The 19,202-nt window shown below is 73.3% G+C and carries 17 protein-coding genes and 1 pseudogene; 7 read left to right on the forward strand and 11 right to left on the reverse strand.

All coding sequences use genetic code 11. The annotated features are described in order from the left end of the window. Positions 1-22: 22 nt before the first annotated feature. Positions 23-583, reverse strand: coding sequence for a TetR/AcrR family transcriptional regulator (locus ACFYYB_RS01060; RefSeq protein ID WP_389432447.1), 561 nt, complete (start codon positions 581-583; stop codon positions 23-25). A 148-nt stretch (positions 584-731) separates the two neighbouring features. Continuing rightward, positions 732-992, reverse strand: a complete 261-nt coding sequence (locus tag ACFYYB_RS01065) for a DUF6158 family protein (RefSeq protein ID WP_389432448.1) — start codon at positions 990-992, stop codon at positions 732-734. A 113-nt stretch (positions 993-1,105) separates the two neighbouring features. Between ACFYYB_RS01065 and ACFYYB_RS01070 the strand changes: the two genes are divergently transcribed. Both ACFYYB_RS01070 and ACFYYB_RS01075 read left to right on the forward strand, forming a co-directional pair. Further along, positions 1,106-1,723 carry a TetR/AcrR family transcriptional regulator gene (locus ACFYYB_RS01070; protein ID WP_389432450.1) on the forward strand — a complete coding sequence of 206 codons (618 nt, stop codon included), beginning with the start codon at positions 1,106-1,108 and terminating at the stop codon, positions 1,721-1,723. A gap of 86 nt (positions 1,724-1,809) precedes the next feature. Beyond that, positions 1,810-2,835 (forward strand): annotated as a pseudogene (locus ACFYYB_RS01075) (MFS transporter); the annotation flags it as partial. Between the two features lie 198 nt (positions 2,836-3,033). Here ACFYYB_RS01075 and ACFYYB_RS01080 read toward each other — a convergent pair. Continuing rightward, the gene (locus tag ACFYYB_RS01080) at positions 3,034-3,966 is read right to left on the reverse strand and encodes a LysR substrate-binding domain-containing protein (protein WP_389432451.1); all 933 of its coding nucleotides are present in this window, start codon (positions 3,964-3,966) and stop codon (positions 3,034-3,036) included. Positions 3,967-4,432: 466 nt separating this feature from the next. Further along, positions 4,433-5,020, reverse strand: coding sequence for a TetR/AcrR family transcriptional regulator (locus tag ACFYYB_RS01085; RefSeq protein ID WP_389432452.1), 588 nt, complete (start codon positions 5,018-5,020; stop codon positions 4,433-4,435). Positions 5,021-5,039: 19 nt separating this feature from the next. Here ACFYYB_RS01085 and ACFYYB_RS01090 point away from each other — a divergent pair, with 19 nt between their 5' ends. Beyond that, positions 5,040-5,483, forward strand: coding sequence for a DUF6463 family protein (locus ACFYYB_RS01090; protein WP_389432453.1), 444 nt, complete (start codon positions 5,040-5,042; stop codon positions 5,481-5,483). A 55-nt stretch (positions 5,484-5,538) separates the two neighbouring features. Here ACFYYB_RS01090 and ACFYYB_RS01095 read toward each other — a convergent pair whose 3' ends face one another. From ACFYYB_RS01095 to ACFYYB_RS01105, 3 genes are all read right to left on the reverse strand, one after another. Next, positions 5,539-5,952, reverse strand: a complete 414-nt coding sequence (locus ACFYYB_RS01095) for a hypothetical protein (protein WP_389432455.1) — start codon at positions 5,950-5,952, stop codon at positions 5,539-5,541. A gap of 108 nt (positions 5,953-6,060) precedes the next feature. Then, positions 6,061-6,972 (reverse strand): aminoglycoside phosphotransferase family protein, encoded by a 912-nt coding sequence (locus ACFYYB_RS01100; RefSeq protein ID WP_389432456.1) that lies wholly within the window; start codon positions 6,970-6,972, stop codon positions 6,061-6,063. A 207-nt stretch (positions 6,973-7,179) separates the two neighbouring features. After that, a complete protein-coding gene (locus tag ACFYYB_RS01105) occupies positions 7,180-10,380 on the reverse strand; it encodes a TIM-barrel domain-containing protein (protein ID WP_389432457.1) in 3,201 nt (1,066 codons plus the stop codon). Between the two features lie 236 nt (positions 10,381-10,616). Here ACFYYB_RS01105 and ACFYYB_RS01110 point away from each other — a divergent pair, with 236 nt between their 5' ends. Next, the gene (locus ACFYYB_RS01110; protein WP_389432458.1) at positions 10,617-11,969 is read left to right on the forward strand and encodes a chloride channel protein; all 1,353 of its coding nucleotides are present in this window, start codon (positions 10,617-10,619) and stop codon (positions 11,967-11,969) included. Positions 11,970-12,039: 70 nt separating this feature from the next. Here the strand turns inward: ACFYYB_RS01110 and ACFYYB_RS01115 are convergent, their stop codons facing one another. Continuing rightward, positions 12,040-12,354 (reverse strand): putative quinol monooxygenase, encoded by a 315-nt coding sequence (locus tag ACFYYB_RS01115; RefSeq protein WP_389432460.1) that lies wholly within the window; start codon positions 12,352-12,354, stop codon positions 12,040-12,042. 107 nt (positions 12,355-12,461) lie between these two features. Between ACFYYB_RS01115 and ACFYYB_RS01120 the strand changes: the two genes are divergently transcribed. Continuing rightward, positions 12,462-13,160, forward strand: a complete 699-nt coding sequence (locus ACFYYB_RS01120; RefSeq protein WP_389432461.1) for a TetR/AcrR family transcriptional regulator — start codon at positions 12,462-12,464, stop codon at positions 13,158-13,160. A 92-nt stretch (positions 13,161-13,252) separates the two neighbouring features. Further along, a complete protein-coding gene (locus ACFYYB_RS01125; RefSeq protein WP_389432463.1) occupies positions 13,253-14,374 on the forward strand; it encodes an alpha/beta hydrolase in 1,122 nt (373 codons plus the stop codon). Here the strand turns inward: ACFYYB_RS01125 and ACFYYB_RS01130 are convergent. The 3 genes from ACFYYB_RS01130 to ACFYYB_RS01140 form a co-directional block, all read right to left on the reverse strand. Continuing rightward, on the reverse strand, positions 14,346-14,648 hold the full coding sequence (locus ACFYYB_RS01130) for a hypothetical protein (RefSeq protein WP_389432464.1): 303 nt from the start codon (positions 14,646-14,648) through the stop codon (positions 14,346-14,348). The genes ACFYYB_RS01125 and ACFYYB_RS01130 overlap by 29 nt on opposite strands. 151 nt (positions 14,649-14,799) lie before the next feature. Beyond that, a complete protein-coding gene (locus ACFYYB_RS01135) occupies positions 14,800-15,468 on the reverse strand; it encodes a response regulator (protein WP_389432465.1) in 669 nt (222 codons plus the stop codon). Beyond that, a complete protein-coding gene (locus ACFYYB_RS01140; protein ID WP_389432467.1) occupies positions 15,465-16,715 on the reverse strand; it encodes a sensor histidine kinase in 1,251 nt (416 codons plus the stop codon). The genes ACFYYB_RS01135 and ACFYYB_RS01140 overlap by 4 nt, the downstream gene beginning before the upstream one ends. A 205-nt stretch (positions 16,716-16,920) precedes the next feature. On the opposite strand from ACFYYB_RS01140, the gene ACFYYB_RS01145 reads away from it, so the two are divergent. Next, positions 16,921-19,134 carry an MMPL family transporter gene (locus ACFYYB_RS01145; protein WP_389432469.1) on the forward strand — a complete coding sequence of 738 codons (2,214 nt, stop codon included), beginning with the start codon at positions 16,921-16,923 and terminating at the stop codon, positions 19,132-19,134. Positions 19,135-19,202 lie beyond the last annotated feature (68 nt).

Genomic DNA, 19,202 nt, shown 5'->3' on the forward strand with positions numbered 1-19,202 from the left:
CGGGAGGGGTTCGTGGGCGTGGTCACGCGGCCGGGGAGGGCCGGGTTCCGCCGAGGAAGGAGGTGAGGACGAGCCGGCCGATGTCGCGGCGGGCGAGGTGGCCGTCGCGGACGCCCTCGGCGGCGGCGTCGAGCAGTCCCCACAGCGAGTACCAGATCCAGTACGCGGGCAGGTCGACGCGGAGCCGGCCGAGGCGCTGGCCGAGGGCCAGGAAGGCGAGGGCCCGCTGGTCCTGGCGCTGGATACCGGCCCGGAACTCGGGGTCGGCCAGCACGGTGGCGTCGCGCGAGGTGAACCCGTACAGGTGCGCGGCGGGCAGCAGCCCGGTGACGAGCCGCTCGAGCGCGGCGTCGAACTCCGCGCCGTCGGCGTCGGCGGGCAGGTCGGCGGGCGCCAGGCACCCGTCGACCACGTGGATCGCCCGGACGGCGACGGCCTTGAGGAGTGCCTCGCGGGTGGCGTAGCGGCGGCTGAGCGTGGCGCGACTGGTGCCGATGCCCGCGGCGATGTGCGCCATGGAGGCACTGTGGTCGCCCGCGAGCACGCGTGCGGCGCCGTCCAGCAGCTCTTCGTCGTTCATCATGCGATCCTCCTTCGTATCAAACGATACAAATTTGTCTCACATGAAGCAAGTCTGTTGCACGCCATGCCCGCGGCGCAGCCCGCGGCACGATCGACTGTTGTTCGTGCTCGGCGCGCACGCCGAGAAGGAGGCCCGAACCTCCGGGGCGTCAGCCCTGTTCTTCCGTGCCCGTGCGGGCACGGGCGCCCGAGCGGGTGCGGCCCGTGGTCTGGGCGCGTTCCGGGTGGCGGCGCACGTACTCGCGCTCCAGTTCGTCCATCCGCCGGGTGTGCGTGAGCAGCGCGTCATCCGATCCGTGCAGCAGGGTCTCGTGACGCGTGCGGTGGATCGCTTCGAGCTCCTTCATCAGGCGGCCCTCTTCCAGCCCGTCCGCCGACGGCCCGGCCTCACGGCCCTCGCGCTCCGCCATGGCAGGTCACCTCTCCCTGCGCCGGGCCGGGCGCCTCGCCCGGCCGCACTCATCCCATCATCACCGACGGGGATGGATAGACACTGTCTACCCACAAGTGGTAGACACTGTCTATGGATCAGCGTGATCATCAGGACAGCGGGCTGCGCGAGCGGCTGATCGACGTCGGCGTGGAGCTCGTGACGAGCGAGGGCACCGCCGCGCTCGGGCTGCGCGAGATCGCCCGCCGCGCCGGGGTCTCCCACGGGGCGCCCCGGCGCTACTTCCCCACCCACCACTCGCTGCTGTCCGCCATCGCCCGGCGCGGTTTCGAGGAGTTCGGCTCCCGCGTCCCGGCCGCGATGGCGGGCCCGGGTGCGGACGACCCGCGCGGGCAGGTGCGGGCGCTGGGGTCCGCGTACGTCGGCTACGCGCTGGAGCACCCCGGCATGTTCGAGCTGATGTTCCGCCACGACCTCTTGGACGGCGCCGGGCGGGACGGGCCGTCGGGAGCCCGGCTCCGCGATTCCACGCTGCCGATGTTCGAGCTGCTCGTCTCCCTGGTCGCCCGGTGCGGGGCGGGCGACCAGCCCCGCATCACCGCCGCGGCGCTGTGGGCCAATCTGCACGGCGTGGCCCAGCTGTGGTCCCGGGGCAGTCTGCCGCTCGCCCTCGACGGCGACCCGGCGGCCTCCCTCGACCGGCTCGTCGACGCCGCCGTCGACGCCCACCTGCCGGAGCGCCGCCCGTGAGGCCCCGGCTCGCGCTCTGCGTCAGCGCGGCCGGCGCGATGCTCGTCGCCCTCGACGGGACCGTGCTGCTCATGGCGCAGCCCACCATGCGGCGGGACTTCGGCACGAGTCTGGCCGAGGTGCAGTGGACCAGTGGTGCGTACCTGCTGAGCGTGACCGCCTTCCTGGTCCTCGCCGGGCGGCTGGGCGACCGGTACGGGCACACCCGGCTGCTGTTCACCGGCGTACTCGGCTTCGCGGCGGCCTCGGCCGGCATCGCGCTGGCTCCCGGGGTCGGCTGGGTGGTCGCCCTGCGCGCGGCCCAGGGACTGTTCGGAGCACTGCTCCAGCCGGCGACGCTCGCCCTGCTGCGGCTCGCGTACCCGCCCGGGCGGATCGGCGGGGCGGTCGCGGTGCGGACCGCGGCGATCGGGCTGGCCGCGGCGGCCGGACCGCTCATCGGGGGCGTGCTGGTCGAACGCTTCGGCTGGCGCGCGGTGTTCGTGGCGAACGTCCCCGCCGCCCTCGCGATCGCGGTGGCCGCCCTCTTCGTACGGGTCCCCGCGCCGCCGCCCACGGAGCCCGGCCGGATCCGGCCCGGCGGCGCCGCCCTCCTCGCGACGGCCCTCGCGGCGCTGGTCCACGCGCTGGCCGGCGTACCGGAACACGGCTGGTCGGGGCCCCGCACCCTGGCGGGCTTCGCCGCGGCCGCCGCACTGGCCGCCCTCCTCGTACGGTCGGAGCGCCGCTCCGCCCAGCCCCTGGTGCCGCGCCCGGTGGCCCGCTCCGTCCCCGTGACGGCGTCCGTCGCGCTGCTGGCCGTCGTCTCCGCCGCGGTGTTCGGGGCGCTGTTCGCGGCCGGCTTCGCGCTCCAGGACGCGGCGGGGCTGGATCCGCTCGCCACCGGGCTGCGCGTGCTGCCGATGACGGCCGCCATGGTCGTCGGCGCACCGGCGGCGGGGGCCCTGCTGCGCCGGTTCGGGGCTCGCGGGACGGCGATGGCGGGGACCGCGCTGGTGGCTCTCGGGATCACCGGGCTGGGTCCGGGCTGGGGGTTCGGGGTGCTCGGCGCGGGCTTCGCCGCGGTGATGGTGACGGCCACCGGCACGGCGGTCGGGGACGCCCCGGCCGGGTACGCGGGGGTGGTGGGCGGGCTCAAGCAGACGGCGATGAACATCGGCCCCGCGCTGGGCATCGCGGTGGCCGCGGGGACCGGGGCTTCGGTAGCGGTCCTGACGGTGCTGGCCGCGGCAGGACTGCTCCCGGCCTCCCGGCTGCCCACCTCACGACGGACGGCCTCCTCCCCGCCGCCCGCCGCCCGGCCGCCCTCCTCACAACGGCCCGGCCCGCCGCCGGCCCGGGGCGGAGGCGGGGCGGGCCACGCAGCTGCGGGCCACCTCGTCGGCGAAGGCGCGGGCGAGCGGGGCGAGGGCGGACCAGCGCCGGACGGCCCAGCCGACGGTGAGCGGCGGGAGGGCGGGGACCGGCACCAGGCGCAGCGGCCCCTCTGATCCGGGGACCGGCCAGCCGGGCAGGGCGGGTACGACGGCGTGGCCGAGGCCCAGTTCGGCGAGGAGGAGGGCGGTGTCCCAGTCGGCGGCGCTGGTGTCGGAGCTGATCCGGATGCCGGCGTCGGCGAGGGCGGCGTCGAGGTGGGCGCGGGAGGCGGAGTTCTCGGGCAGCCGGATGTGCCGGATGCCGCCGAGGTCGGCCGGCTCCAGGCTGGAGCGGGCGGCGAGGGGATCGTCGGCGCCGACCGCGAGGACCCAGGGCAGTCGCATGACGGGGCGCTGCTCGATGCCCCGCACGGGGGCGCCGATGGTGATCCACGCGAGGTCGAGGTCCTCGGCGGCGAGGGCTTCGAAGCAGCTCCGGCTGGAGTTCTCGGTCCGGAACTCCAGGCTGACCCGGGGATGGCCGCGCCGGAAGGCGACGATCGCCTCGGCCATGAAGTGGCGCACGGTGGTGGCCCCGGTGGTGACCCGGACCGAGCCGCCGTCGCCCCGTACGAGGGCGTCGAGTCGGCGCAGGGCTCCGTCGAGCCCGGCGATGCCGTCGGCGGCGGCCGCCTGCAAGATCAGACCGGCCCCGGTGGGCGAGACTCCGCGCGGGTGCCGCTCCAGGAGCGCGGCGCCGGTCTCCTTCTCCAGGCGGCGGATGTGCTGGCTGACGGCCGACTGGGTGCGGCCGAGGTCGCGGGCGACGGCACTGAGTCTGCCGGCCCGGCAGACGGCGACGAAGACGCGGAGATCATCGAGGGTCACAACACCCAAGGTATCCCTTGGGTGTTGCCAGAAATCCGGAGGATTGACGTGGATCCCCGGCTCCCCGACGATCAGTTCACGGCCCAGGGCGGCAACCCGGGTCCGCCATCGCGAGGGCGGACCCGGGTGCCGACCCGCCAACTCCCGCGGGTCCCGCACGGACCGCGGACCGCCCCTTCGAGGAGTACGAACTGCGTGACGATGCCGCCGAGCCGGCCTTCATCGGTCTGGCGATCTCCTCGCGCGGTGTGTGGGACGGCGAGGAGATCGTCGTCGACCTGGATGTCGTCCAGATCGCGGCGGCGTTGCGGGCCGCGCGGTAGATCGGGCTGCAGCAGCGGGGGATCACCCTCCCCAGCGGATGCCCTCTTCGCTGCCGATTCGGGCGCGTTCTCGTCACCGGGCGGCGAGGAGGTCGGAATGACGGGCGATCCGGCGGACCTTCCCGGTCACAGATAGAGACGACCTAGGCGCCCCGGGCGGCGGCTTCGGCGAGTGTGGCGATGCGCGATGCCAGGGTGGGGTTGGGCGGCTCGGCGAGGAGGAACAGCCAGGCGTACGCGGTGCCGAGTACGGCTGCGTGCACCAGTACGGGGTCTGCCGGTGCGGGCAGTTCGCCTCGCTGGTGGGCGCGTTCCAGCAACGCGGCGATCTGTGCGCGTTCTTCGGCGATGAAGGTCTCCTGGAACCGCGCGGCGATGTCGGGCTGCTGCTGCAGGTCCGCGAGCAGCCCGGGGGCGGCCGCGGCGGTCACCGGGTCGGAGAAGATCCCCAGGATCAGGTTCGCGAGCGCGGTGAGGTCGCCGGTGAGCGTTCCGGTGTCGGGCAGGGGCCGCGTTTCCCTCCCGTGGACGAGGACGGAGAAGACGAGCTCGCCGCGTGAGGTGTGGCGGCGGTAGATGGCCGCCTTTCCGATGCCCGCCGTGGCGGCGATGGCGTCCATGGTGAGGCCGGCGTATCCGACGCGGGGCACCAACTCCCGTACCGCGTCGCGGATTGCGGCGTCCACGCGGGTCTCGCGCGGGCGGCCGGCGGGTTGCTTCGGAGGCTGCATTGGCCCATGATACGAGACTATGAGTATCGGAACTGAGCGTATCGAAATTTCCGCCGCGGGCGGCAGTACTCGTACCCGCACCCTCACCCTGTGGGCGGGCCGGTGCGCGGTGGCCATCGGCGGCCTCCACACCGCGCTCTTCGCCTTCGCGTCCCGGTCTCAATGGGGTGGCTGGCTGTCGGGCGAGCTGCGGGGCGCGGACCCCGACACCCACGCCGAGACGGTGCGGCTGTTCTGGGCGCTGCCGGGCGGCTTCGCGGTGCCGCTGATCCTGCTGGGCCTGCTGCTGTCACGGATGGCCCGCACCGGGCAGGAGGTCCCGGGCTACGTGGGATGGGTCCTGGCGGGCTGGGTGGTGCTGGCCGGGTGGATCCTGGGACCGTCGGGGTTCCCGCTGGGCCTGGTGCCGGCCGGGCTGCTGATCCTCGCGTCCCGGGGCGGCGGACGTGGGCGGCGCTCCTGAGCGTGCGGTGCGGGAGATCGCGGAGCGCGCGATTCCCCCGCACCGCGGGGACGGCCTACGAGGCGGCGGCCACCCGCGCCTCGGGCCGGGCGAGCTTGGTCATGACCTCGTCGCGGAGGGTCTTGTACTCCGTACGCAGACGGCGCCACTCGCTCTCCGGGGGTCGGGGCACGACGATCCCCTCGGTGATCTTCTCCTCCGGGCCGAACTGTTCGCGGGTGAGGTCGATCTCTATGCCGAGGCCGAGGCGGTTCCACCAGTGGTAGTCCACGCGCTCGCCGTCGACCAGGACCTCGCCGCGGATCAGTTCGCCGCCCAGCAGGTCGTTCAGGAGCATGGCGGTCACCCCGCACTGGTCGCGGGCCGGGTTCTCACGGGTCCACCGGTCGCGGTACTCGGGCGTGCAGGTCATCGCGCTCCAACTGCTGCGGATGGCACGGTCGATGTCGCTCAGAAGGAAAGGCGTCATGCCGTCCATCCTCGCAACCGACACTGACAGCGATCCATACCCCGGCCGACCGTCCGGTCGGATCGTGCGCGTTCCGGTCAGTCCTGCCGCACATCCGTCGCGTTCCCGTCAGTCCTGCCCCGGGCCGTCCGCGAGGAGTTCGCCGATGACGTGGCGGGCGATGGCCGCCATGACCGGGTTCGTCTCCCGGTAGTAGTTCAGTTCCATGAGCGCGATCGACAGGGCCCAGCCGCGGGCGCGGGTCCACATCGCCCCGTCCGCGTCCAGAGCGGCCCGGAAGGCGGGGCGGGCGGAGGCCGGGAGGACGTACCAGGCGGCGATCAGGTCGACGGCCGGTTCGCCGAGTCCGGCGCAGCCGAAGTCGATGACGGCGGCAAGCCTTCCGTCCGCGAGCAGCAGGTTCCCCGGCTGCAGGTCGGCGTGGATCCAGACGGGCGGCCCGGTCCATGGCTCGGCCCGCAGGGCCTCCTCCCACAGGGCGGTCACCGCCCGCGCGTCCGGGCCGGCGTCGGCGCCCGCGCCCAGTTCCGCGATCGCGGTACGGGTCGCGGCGTCCCGGGCCGCCAGGGTCTCGGCGCGATAGGAGGCCGGGGCGTCCGCCGGATCGGCCCGGTGCAGTGCGGAGACGAACTCCGCCAGGTCCAGGGTCAGGAGGTCCGGCTCCGCGATCCGGCCGGGTACGGGGTTCTCGCCGGGGACCCAGCCGAAGACGGACCAGGGCCAGGGATAGCCCGCGTCCGGCCGGCCCATGCCGATCGGAGCGGGAATGGCGGCCGGCAGGCCCGGGGCGAGCCGCGGCAGCCAGACGTGCTCCATGGCCACGTCGCCGGCCGCGCCCGGCGTACGGGGAAGGCGTACGACCAGGTCCGGGCCCAGCCGGTACATCGCGTTGGAGGTGCCGGCGGAGTCGACCCGCTCGACGGGCAGCCCCGCCCACCGCGGGAACTGGCCGGCGATCAGCTCGCGCACGAGGGCGGCGTCGATGTCGGGTTCGTCGGCGTGCATTTTCCCGGCGGGCATGAGCACCTTCCTGAAGGTCCGAAGATCGCGGCCCCCCACCGTAACCGGCCCCTCAACCCGGAGCCCGGCCCGGCTGGTTGCCGGGCCGGGCTCGGTGGGGGGTGTCAGGCGGCTCTCATCGGAATGCCGGGAACCTCACGGGCTCACGGGCTCACGGGCTCACGGGCTCACGGGCTCACGGGCTCACGGGCTCACGGGCTCACGGGCTCACGGAGTGAACGTCCAGCGCTGGGCCGGGGTCGTGGCGCAGGCGACCCTGGTGAGCTTGGTCCCGTTGGCCGTGGCGGAGCCGGCCGGGGTCAGGCACTGGCCGGAGTTGCGCAGACTGCCGTCCGGGCCGGTCTGCCAGCTCTGGCCGGAGCTGCCGTTGCAGGTCTGGATGGCGACGGCGGAGGCGGTGGCGGCGTCCAGGCAGACTCCGCCGAGGCCGGTCAGCCGGCCGTCGCCCTGCAGGGTCCAGCGCTGGTTGGGGCCGCCATGGCAGCTGTAGAGGGTGGGCTGGGTGCCGGGGGTGGTGGCACTGCCCGGGAGGTCGATGCAGGTGGCCGAGGCGCCGTTGACCAGGGTGGCGGCCGCGGGCAGCGGGGTCGGGCGGCCGGTGAGGGTGATCTCGGCGGCGCTGGTCCAGGGGCCGCGGCCGCCCGCCTCGGTCAGTGCCTTGAGGCGGAGGTAGCGGCCCGCTTTGGCGGACAGGGAGACCGACTTGAGGGCCGCCGTGTCGGCGAAGGTGCCGGTGGCCACGGGGGATCCCCAGTCGGTGGTGGTGTCCGAGACGTAGACCTCGTAGCCGCCGATCCGGCCGTTGACCCCGCCGTCCTGGCGGGGCAGGTAGCCGAGGCCGTCGGCCGTGTAGCGGGCGCCGAGGTCGATCTGGATCTCGTGCGGGAGCGGCGCGGGGGCGGAGCCGGACCAGGCGGTGTGCCAGATGGTCCCGGTGTTCCCGTCGAAGGAGTTGCGGGCTGCGCCGTTCTCGCCGCCGGTCTCCTGGCTGTCGGCGGAGAGCAGGGTCCAGGCCGACTGCGGGACCGGGCTGGAGGTGACCGGGATGGGGTCGGCGGCCGGGACGGAGGTTCCGGTGGCCGAGACGCTGAACGCGGCCGACTTCGTACCGGTCTTGATCCACAGGATGCCGCCGCGGTCGGCCGCGTCGAAGAACCAGCCCGTGGCCGCGGCGTCGTAGGCGGCCTTGCCGGTCAGGCGGGTGAGGGCGGCGCCGTCCACGGTGACCGTGCCGGGCGCGGTGGCCACGTGGAGGCTGAACTCGTAGCCGCGCGAGGCCGGTTTGCCCGCGTAGCTGCCGGCCGGGGCGCCGACGGACACGGTGACCGCGCCGGAGCCGGAGGCCGGGGCGGTGACGTCGACCTGCTGGCGGGCGAAGGCTCCGCTCTGGTGGGCGCGGGTGATGCCGTCGTCCTCGTACAGGCTGAAGGAGGTGGCTCCGCGCGGGTGGATGTCGTAGGTGAGGGTGGAGACGGGCTTCTCCCCCGTGTAGTTCATCTGCGGCCACATCGGGACGATGGCGCCGCCCTTGACGAACAGGGGCAGGGTGTCGAGCGGGGCCTGGTAGCCGTTGAGCCAGCCCGGTCCGGCGTAGGTCTTGCCCGTCCAGTAGTCCGTCCACGTGCCGGCCGGGAGGTAGATGCCGTCGCGCACGGAGGTGTCGGAGACGACGGGTGCGACGAGGAAGGAGTCACCGGCCATGAACTGGCCGCTGGTCAGGTTGCCGCGCGCCACCGGGTCCTCGGGGTACTCCAGGACCATCGCGCGGGTGCTCGGGACGCCGGTCTCGTGCGCGGTCCGGCTCATCGTGTACAGGTACGGCATCAGCCGCATCTTCAGCTGGAGGTACTTGCGGTTGATCGAGAGGTAGGGCTCCGCGAACCGCCAGGGCTGCTTGTCCTGGTAGCCGGCGGTCGGGCCGGTCGCGCCCCAGCCGGACATGGTCATGAAGGCCGGGGTGAAGGCCTTCCACTGGAGGTCGCGGGCGTACGTCTTGGGGCTGCCGGCGAAGATCCCGTCGACGTCGCCGGTGGCGTAGTTGAAGCCGGAGAGGCCGGCGCCGGTGACGGCGGGAACGTGCCAGCGCATGTCGTCCCAGGTGCCGTTGGTGTCACCGGTCCAGACGACGGCGTTGCGCTGGGTGCCGGCCCAGCCGTCGACGGTCCAGACGTAGCGGCGGGCGTCGGAGTTCTTCTCTATGCCGTCGACGGCCTGCTGGACGCCGGAGAACGCCGTCTTGTAACCGCCGCCGATCCAGGCGACGTCGGTCTTCACGCCCCGTGAACCGGCCACCCCCACTTCGTCGTTGATGTTGCCGAGGCCGGTCGAGGTCCACAGGCCGGTCTGGAAGCCCTTGGCCTTCAGCGCGTCGACCGTGGACTTCAGCGGCGCGGTGTAGCCGCAGCCGTAGCCGTCGTTGGGCAGGAACCAGCCCGAGGGCATGTCGGCGGCGCGGGCGTCCGTGGCGTAGCCGACGACGTCCGGGGTGGTCTGGTGGCGGAGCCGGTTGTGGTCGCCCTGGTAGGCCGGGTTGGACGCGTTGAAGCAGTCGGCGTTGCCGAGCTCGAAGCCCCACGCCGGAGCCATGAAGGGCTTGCCGCTGACGTCGGTGTAGGCGTCCAGGACGGTTTTGAGGGAGTCTCCGGTGAAGTACCAGGCGTCGAAGCGCTTTTCGTCGTGGGTGAGGGTGGTGGGCGCGTTGAAGCCGTACGAGCCCGGGGCCCAGGTGTTGCGCATCACGCCGTAGTTGTTGGTCGACACGTAGAAGGGCGCGGGGCTGGCGTTGTTGTTCTCGCGCCACTTGTTGTCGACCGCGATCGGGACGGTCTTGCCGCGCAGGGCCCATTCGCCCAGGCGCAGGCCGGTCCCGTAGAACTGCTCGTCCGTCCCGCGCGCCAGGTACTGGGTGGTCTGGCTGCTGGTCCAGGACGTGGGCTGGGTCTCCTGCCAGACGAGGGTGGAGTTGTCGGCCCGGTAGACGGAGAACTGCAGCGGGGTCTTGTTGGCGCGGATGGTCAGGGAACCTGTGGTGATCTTGTAGTACGTGCCCGCGTCGGTCCAGGCGGCGCTCACCGGGCCGAAGTCGGTGGTGGGGGCGAGGTCGGTGCCGGCGGGGTCGTTGGTGAAGGCGCCGTCGGGCGAGAGCCAGAGCCGGAAGATGTCGGCGCGGGCGACGACCACCCGGGCCTTGGCCCCGCCGGCGGTTGCGATGGTGAAGGTGTTCCCGGACTGCGTGATGCCGGTGGCGTTGCCCGCCGTGGCGGGGGCCGGCGCCTGGGCGGCGGCCGCGGCCGGGGAGGAGAGGGATCCGGCGGCGGCCAGACCGGTCACGGCGAGGGCCGCGGCGAGCAGCGCGGCCACGGGCGCGCGGTGGCGCCGTGGGCTCCTGCGGATGCTGATGAGTCTCATGGGGCGGCTCCTCGTGCAGTCCGGACTACGGACACACCTTTTGGCATGCACCGGGCAACATAGCGCCCTGGAGGCCCCATTTGAAGGAAGTTGATTGGAATGGCTGGTCAACGAGCATCTTTGAACATACGGAGCTCTGCCGGCCCTTCACCCGTATGGCTCACCCGCCCTGCGCGGACCGACCCGCGCCACGACCCTGAGACGAACCACGGACTTTTCTGGAGGGCCCGGCACTCATGGAACAGGCTCAACAGCCCGCATCGTCACCGCGGCCCGCATCGCTCCGTCAGCTCCTCCTCGCGCCCGCGACCCTGCGCCTGCTGGCGCTCTCGGCGCTCGTCGGCATCCCGGTCTCGCTGTTCGCCTTCGGCTTCGTCAGCCTCGAACACGAACTCCAGCACTGGCTGTGGCACACCGCGCCCGACCTGCTCGGCTATTCCCGCGCCCCCTGGTGGTGGGGGCTGCCCACGCTCACCCTCGCCGGACTGCTGGCCGCGCCGATCATCACGCGGATGGCCGGCGCCGGCGGGCACATCCCCGCCCACGGCTTCGGCGGCCCGCCGACCATGCCCCGCGAGACCCCGAGCGTGATCCTGGCCGCGCTGGCCTGCCTGCCCCTCGGTGTGATGCTCGGACCCGAGGCACCCCTGATGGCGATCGGCAGCGGCCTCGCCCTCCTCAGCATGCGCGCCGCCCAGCGCGCCACCCAGCCCGAGCTGGCCACGGTGCTCGGCATGGCCGGATCCACCGCCGCCATCAGCACGATCTTCGGCAGTCCGCTGATCCCGGTGGTGATGGTGCTGGAGGGAGCCGCCCTCGTGGCCGGGGGCCCGCGCCTGTTCGTACTGATCCTGCCCGCCCTGGTCGCCAGCGGGGTAGGGGCCCTGGTCTTCACCGGCTTCGGGCACTGGACCGGCCTCGGCATCGGCGCGCTGACCCTCCCCAAGGAACCCGCCGCCGGCCTGCCCGACGCGGGCGACTTCCTCTGGGGCATCCCCATGGCGGCCCTGATCGGGGTCGTCATCGCCCTGGGCAAGTCCGCCGGCCTGCTCGTACACGCCTGGACGGGCACCTCCATGCGGCGGATCGTCCTGTGCGCGGTGGCCGTCGGCGTCTGCATCACCGGCTACGCACTGATCACCGGACGCTCCCCCGAGGAGGTGGCGCTGTCCGGGCAGAACACCGTCGGCCAGCTGGCCGCCGCACCCTCGTCCTGGGCGGTGGGCGCGCTGGTGGCCCTCTCGGTCTTCAAGCTGATCGGCTGGAGCATCGCCCTGGGCAGCCTCCGCGGCGGCCCGATCTTCCCGTCCATCATGATCGGGGCATCGGTCGGCATCGCCTTCGGCAGCCTCCCCGGCTTCGGCATGGCCCCCGCCCTGGCGGCCGGCATCTGCGCCGCCGGCGTGGCCGGCACCCGGCTCCCGGTGACCGGCGTGGTCCTGGCCGCCGCCCTGCTGGGCAAGGAGGCACCCACGCTGATGCCGCTGCTGGTGATCTCGGCGGTCACGGCCCTGCTGGCTTCCTCCCTGATCGACCGCGCGCGCCCCGCCGACCCGGCCCACCTGCAGCCCGCCCCGGCCGACGCCTGAGCCCGCGGGCGGGCCGGCCCCGGCCCGCTCAGGCCGGCTCGCTCAGGCCGGGCCACCCCGGCCGGGCGCCTCAGGCCGGGCCGGCGGGCAGGGCCGAGTACGGGTGGACCTCGATCCGCATCGGCGGCTCGGCGAGCAGCCCGATGATCTCGTCGCGCAGTTCGTCGGCGAGCGGGCTGTTCTCGTAGGCGTCCTTCGCCTCGTGGCTCCGGAACACCTCCATGTTCCACAGCACGTCGGGGTCGGCGTCCTCGCGGGCGATGATGAAGCGGTCCGAGGACCCCGACTTCTCCATCCCGGCCGTGGCCAGCTCGAAGAGCTCGTCACCGAGTCCGGGCTTGGCCCGCATCTTGATCAGGTACGCGGGCTGGTCCTGCAGCGCCATGGTTCCTCCTGCTGTTTCACGTGGGTCGCCCGTCCACGGCCCATCGGTCTGGAACATCGTTCCACACTCAGTCTGGAACGTCATTCCATCCATGTCAAAATGGTGGAGTGACACCACCGACGCGCAAGAAGTCCGAGCGGCGCACCGACGCCCTCTCCCGTGAGCGGATCGTCGAGGCCGCCGTCGACCTGCTGGACACGGCGGGCGAGAGCGGGCTGACCTTCCGGGCCCTGAGCGAACGCCTGGCCACCGGCCCCGGAGCCATCTACTGGCACGTGGCCGGCAAGGGCGAACTGCTGGCCGCGGCCACCGAGCACACGGTCACCACCGCCCTCGCCGGCGGGACGGGCGGACCGCCGGAAGAGATCCACGCCGTCGCCCTCGGCCTCTTCGACGCGATCGAGGGGCACCCGTGGCTCGCCGCCCAGCTCGCCACCCAGCTCTCCCACCACCCCTCCGGGCCGGTGGCGCTGAGGGTCTTCGAGACCATCGGGCGGCAGGTGCACGCGTTGGACGTGCCCGCGAGCAGCTGGTTCACCGCGACGTCCGCGCTGGTGCACTACATCCTCGGAGCGGCCGGCCAGAACGCCGCGAACCGGATGCGCGCCCGCGACCTCGGCCCGGAGGCCGACCGCAGCGCCTACATCGACTCCGTGGCGCAGTCGTGGAAGCGGCTCGACCCCGAGGACCATCCCTTCATCCGGGCGCTCGCGGACCAGGGGCTCGACCATGACGACCGCGCGCAGTTCCTCGCCGGCGTCGATCTCATCGTCGCGGGCATGACCGCCCCTTTGCCCTTTTCATAACCTTTGGTGACGAACCGTTGCCTTCCTCGCGCGCTCTCACAGGCCGGCAGCCGTACCGGCCGCCTCCGCACAGGGCTCAGGAGTCACGCACGATGAAGCACGGCACACGCCGGGAGGCGCGGCACGGACACGGTCGGGTCGAGGGACACGGCGGCGACCGGCCGCCCCGCTGGCGGCGGTGGCTCGGGGTGGCCGTCCCGCTGGTCACCGTGTGCGGGTTGGCCGCCGGGGTGCTGATCCACCTCGACCCGTTCGACGACACCGGCGACATCGTGCACCTCGACGAGCCCGGTACCACGGCCCGCGGGAAGGCCGGTGGCTCGTCGGACGACCCCCTGACCCTGCTGCCCACGGGACCGGCGCCCGAGCTGAAGGTGTCCGGCACCATCCCCGAGGACGGCAGCAAGGTGATGGTGACGACGCTCGCGGGGAAGAAGTCCCACTTCACCGGCAAGGTCTGGCTCTGGGTGCCGCCGCAGTACCACGACCCGAAGTACGCGCACAGCGGCTTCCCCGTGATGATCGCGCTGCCCGGCGGGCCCGGCTTCAACCAGAACTACTGGAGCGGGAGCAACCTCAAGCTGGAGGCGAACATCTCCAAGTGGTCCAAGGAGGGCGCCAGTCTCCCCTTCATCCTCGCCATGCCCGTACTGAACCCCGGATCGGACAAGAACGGGCTCTACTGGGACGGCAGCGACATCCCCGGCCAGCCGAAGATGGGCACCTGGCTCACCGAGGACGTCCCCGACCTGGTCCGCGCGACGTTCCGTACGATCAAGTCCCGCGACGGCTGGGCCTTCATGGGCAGCTCCTCCGGCGGCTTCGCCGGGCTCAAGGCGGTGCTGCAGAAGCCCGACCGGTTCCGGGCCGTGATCGCCGGCGGGCCCGACATCGTCCCCGACTCCCGGCTGTGGAACGGCCACCCCGAGGAGAAGGCCCTGAACAGTCCGCCCGAGCTCGCGCAGAAGCTGATCGACCGGGGCGGACCCGAGGTGGACCTCGCCTTCCAGGTCGGCACCAAGGGCAGCGACGTCCAGAACCGGCCGCCCATCGAGAAGTTCATCAAGGACTACGGCAAGGGGCCCGTGAAGACGAAGTTCCACGTCGACCAGGGCGGCGGCCACGACGCGTACAGCTACGTTCCCGGCATGTACGACGGCGGGCTCATCCAGTGGGTCAGCACGCTCATGCGAGGGCCCGTCCCCAGCCCGTGACGGGCGGCGGGCTCACCGCCAGGACCGGCGCCGCCGGGGAGCCGTGGCGGTGCCCGCAGGGGTCGAAGACCATGACCACCGGCTGCCCCGGACGCTGGCGCCAGGAGATGCGCTCGGGGGTTTCCTCGCACACCGGGCAGCACGGCAGCGGACCCGGCCGGCCCGCCGGGCCGGACGGGCTCGCCGGGCTCGGCCGGCCCGCCGGGCTCGGCCGCCTCGGCTCCACCCGGTACTCGGGGGTGGCCGCGAGCTGCGTGGAGTACGGATCGCTCATGGAGACTCCCTGGTCGTGCGGTTGGGCTGATCGCACTGTGCCATGGACGTGCCCCGTCGCGCACGGGTGAATCCTCCAGTGTTCCGGGTATGTTCCGCAGGTCAGGGGTGTGCGCCGGGGGCTCCTCCGGTCCCTCCCGGGATGGCGCCGCTCAGCGCGGCCCGTCGGCGACCTCCACCACGCCCGATTCGTACGCGGCGATCACCGCCTGGGCGCGGTCGCGGACCTCCAGCTTGCCGAAGAGGCCGGTGATGTGGTTCTTGACCGTGGAGACGCTGATGTCCAGTTCCGCGGCGATCTCCGTGTTGTCGTGTCCGGTGGCCAGCAGCCGCCAGATCTCCCGCTCCCGCGGGGTGAGTCCGGCCGGGACTCCGTCCGTCCGCCGGGCGGGCCGCTCGGGGATCCGTACGTACGTGGAGATCAGCCGGGTCAACAGGCGCGGCGCCACGGCGGCCTCACCGGTGTGGACGGTCCGGATCGCGGCGGTCAGTTCCTCCGGGGAGACGTCCTTGGGCAGGAACCCGTAGGCCCCGGCCCGCAGGGCGGCGACCACGTACTCGTCCATGTCGAAGGTGCTCAGCGCCAGGACCCGGCACTGCGGCAGCAGCCCGGACAGTTCCGCGGTGGCCCCGACCCCGTCCAGGATCGGCATCCGGATGTCCATGACGACCACGTCGGGCCGCAGCCGCTGCGCCAGGGCGACCGCCTCGGCGCCGTCCCCGGCCTCGCCGACGACCTCGAACTCCGGCTCGGGGGCCAGGATCAGCGCCAGGCCCCGCCGGACGAGCGGCTGGTCGTCCGCGATGAGCACACGGATCATCCGCGTTCTTCCTCTCCCTCTCCCCCGGGCACGTCCGGCCCGGGCGGCGCCGGCAGGCGCGCCGCCACCCGGAATCCGCCGCCGTCCAGGGCGGCCGCCTCCAGGGTGCCGCCCTGCAGGGCGACGCGTTCGCGCATGCCGATCAGACCGTAACCGGAACCCTGAGCCGCCCGCGCGGGCCGGTCCCCCGACCCTTCGTCGCGGACCTCCACCGTCACCTCGTCCGGACGATACGTCAGCCGTACATGGGCCCGGGTGCGGCCAGCGTGCTTGCGGGCGTTGGTCAGCGACTCCTGCACGATGCGGAACACCGTCAGGCCGAGGGCCGGCGGCAGCGGGCGGACCGGCCCGTCCACGGTGAACCCGGTCTCCAGGCCGCCGAGCCCCGCTTCGGCGACGATCCGGTCCAGGTCGCCGGGACCGGGCTGCGGGGCCGGCGGGGTGTGTTCCGGTTCCTCCCCCGCCCGCAGCACGTCGAGGAGCTGCCTCATCTCGCGCAGCGCCATCCGCCCGGACCCCTCCAGGGTGACCAGGGCCTCGCGGGCCGCCCCCGGATCGTGCGCGAGGTTGGCCCGCGCCCCGCCGGCCATCAGCTGCATGGTGGTGATGTGGTGCGCCACGATGTCGTGCAGCTCGCGGGCGATGCGGCGGCGTTCGTCGGCCACCGCCCGCTCGGCGAGCAGGATGCGCCGGGCCTCGGTCTCCTGATGCCAGCGGCGCGTCAGCAACGCGGCGGCGACGACGAGCAGGACGGCGATCGTGTTGCCGAGCAGGCCCATGAACCCGGTCGTGCCGCCGGATCCGCTGCCGACCACCGTCAGCGGCACGGCCGCCAGGGCGGCCGCCGCCGTGACCGCCGGGCCGCGCACGCGGGCCACGGAGTAGAGCGCGACGGTCGCTCCCGCGGAGAAGTGCGGGCCCTGTGACGTGATCAGGTTCAGCGCCACGCCGAGGGCGAGGACGGCGCCGAGCACGGCAACCGGCCTGACCCGCCGGGCCAGCAGGCAGGGCGCGGTCAGGACCACCAAGACGAGGGCGGACACCGAGAGGGGCCGGCCGCCCCCGGCCGCGCCGAGCGCATAGCCGACCAGGTCCACGACGACGGCGGCGATGGCCACGAGCGCGTCGTTGCGGGTCCAGTTCAGTGCCCGGATCCCCCGCGGGATCCGGATCTCGTGCGGGATCCGGGGCCCGCTCAAGGGCCGGGCACCCTTGGGGCGCAGGTCGTCCGTTGTGGTCATCGGCATATTCCCATCCTCCCATCGCACGGCCGGCGGACCGTGGGCCCCGAGGAGGAGGGCGAACCAGGACCGGAGTCCTGGTCGGGGCCCGCACCGGTCGCTGGTCCCGGGCGAGAGCTCCTCCCGGGACCCGACGTTTGGGGACGCGGCCGGTGATGAGCTGGTGAGCAGGCCGGGGACCCCCGGCCGCCGCCCCGTTACGGAGGACTCCTTGATCCGCGCCCTGACCGCCTTCGCCACCCGAAGTCCATGGAAGGTCATAGCCCTCTGGGCCGTACTGGGCATCGCCCTGACGATCCTCGGCCAGGCTCTGGTCTTCCGCGCCACGCAGCCGAGCGCCGGCGCGTTCCTTCCGCCCTCCTACGATTCGGCGGCCGCGCTCAAGGTCGCCGAGGAGCACTTCGGGGTCGAGCCCGATGCCAACCCCCTGACCGTGCTGGTGGCCCGCGCCGACGGTGCGCCGCTGACCGCCGCCGACGAGCGCGGGATCGACACCGAGGCGGCGAAGCTCACCCGGCAGCGGATCGTCATGCCGCGGCCCGAGGACACCCCGCCCTTCCTGGTGCAGGACCGTTCCCAGCTGCCCCGGATCAGCCCGGCGATGACGGCCCCGGACCGGAGCTTCCGGTTGCTGTCGGTCGAGTTGACCGGCAATCCCATGGATCCCGGCATGCAGGACCTGTACCGGGCGTTCCGGGACCACACCCGGGCCGAGTTGGCGCAGGCGGGTCTGCGGACCGGGTTCACCGCCGGGCTCGCGGACACCGTGGAAACCGCCGACGCGGAGGAGACCCGGTCGAAGATCGTGGGCGCCGTGATGCTCGCGGTGATCGTACTGCTGCACGTGCTGGTGTTCCGCAGCGTTCTGGCGGCGCTGCTGCCGCTGGTCGCCGTCAGCATCATCGGCGGAGCGGCGGCCGGGGTCGTGGTCGGCGCCGCACTGCTGACCGGCATCGAACTCGACGCGTCCACACCTCAGTTGATCAGCGTGGTACTGGTGGGCATCGGTATCGACTACTTCCTCTTCCTGCTCTTCCGCTTCCGCGAGCACTTGCGCGAGCACCCGGAGCAGTCGGGCCGGGCCGCGGCGGCCGAGGTCGCCGGCCGGGTCGGTACGGCGATCACCTGTGCGGCGCTGACCATCGTCGCGGCGTTCTCCACCCTCGCGGTGGCCACCTTCGGCCAGTTCCGGGTGCTGGGCCCTGCCATCGCCGTGTCCGTACTGGTGATGCTGCTCGGCAGCCTGACCCTGATGCCGGCCATCCTCGCGGTCACCGGCCGCAGGATGTTCTGGCCCTCGCGGGCGCTGAAGCGGGAGCCCCGCGAGGGCGTGGCCGCGCGGACGGGCGGCCTGGTGGCGCGGCGGCCGCTGATGCTGGTGCTCGCCTCGGTGGCCCTGCTGGGCGCACTGGCCGCGGGGACGGTCGGAATGCGGGTGGATTACGGGCAGAGCAGCGCGGGCGGGGGGCGTACGGCCGCGGCGGCCACGGCGGCCGAGATCGCCCGCGCGCTGCCCGCCGGGGTGTCGGATCCGGCCGGCGTGTTCGTGACCGCCTCCGACGGGAGCACGCTGACGGCCGAGCGCCTCGGTGGGCTCTCCCGCGCGCTGGCCTCGGTCGGCGGGGTGGGCCGGGTGGCACCGGCGGTGCTGAGCGAGGACCGCCGGGCGGCCCGCATCGACGTGTTCCCGACCACCGATCCGCACGGACAGGAGGCCCGCGACCTGGTGTCCGGACCCGTCCGGGAAGCGGTGGCCGCGCACCGGCCCCCCGGTACCGAGGCACATGTCGGCGGTACGGCGGCGGTCTTCTCCGACATCGCGTCCGCGGTGGACAAGGACCTGAAGGTGGTCTTCCCGGTGGCGGCGGCGCTGATCGCGCTGATCCTGTTCCTGCTGCTGCGCAGCCTGCTCGCGCCGGTGGTCCTGATGCTCTCGGTGGGTCTGGGCTTCGTGGCCACGCTGGGTGCCTCGACGCTGGTGTTCCAGCACGCGGCGGGCCGGCCGGGCGTGGACTTCTCGCTGCCGCTGGTGCTGTTCCTGTTCGTGGTCGCGCTGGGCACCGACTACAACATCCTGATCACCGACCGGATCAGGGAGGAGATGGACCGGCCCGGTCCGGCCCGTGCGGCCGTGGCCCGGGCCGTGCGCCACACGGCGCCCGCCATCGCGACCGCGGGCCTGGTGCTGGCGTTCTCCTTCGGGAGCCTGGCCGCGAGCCCGGGGTCCGCGACGCAGCAGATCGGATTCGCGACGGGCCTCGGGATCCTGCTCTCCGCGTTCGTGCTGTCGATCGTGCTGGTGCCGGCCCTGGCCTCGCTGCTGGGCCGCTCCCTGTGGTGGCCGGTCGGGCCCGGCCGCGACGTGCGGGAGCCGGCCGCGGAACCCGTGCCGCAGCCGGCGCCCGAACCGGTCACGGCCCGCTGAAGCACCCCCGAGCCGTGGGGGCCGGTGCGCGGAGCCTCGTAGAGGCTTCTCCGCGACACCGGCCCCCG

This window comes from Streptomyces sp. NPDC002886 (assembly GCF_042888445.1).
Taxonomy (GTDB): domain Bacteria; phylum Actinomycetota; class Actinomycetes; order Streptomycetales; family Streptomycetaceae; genus Streptomyces.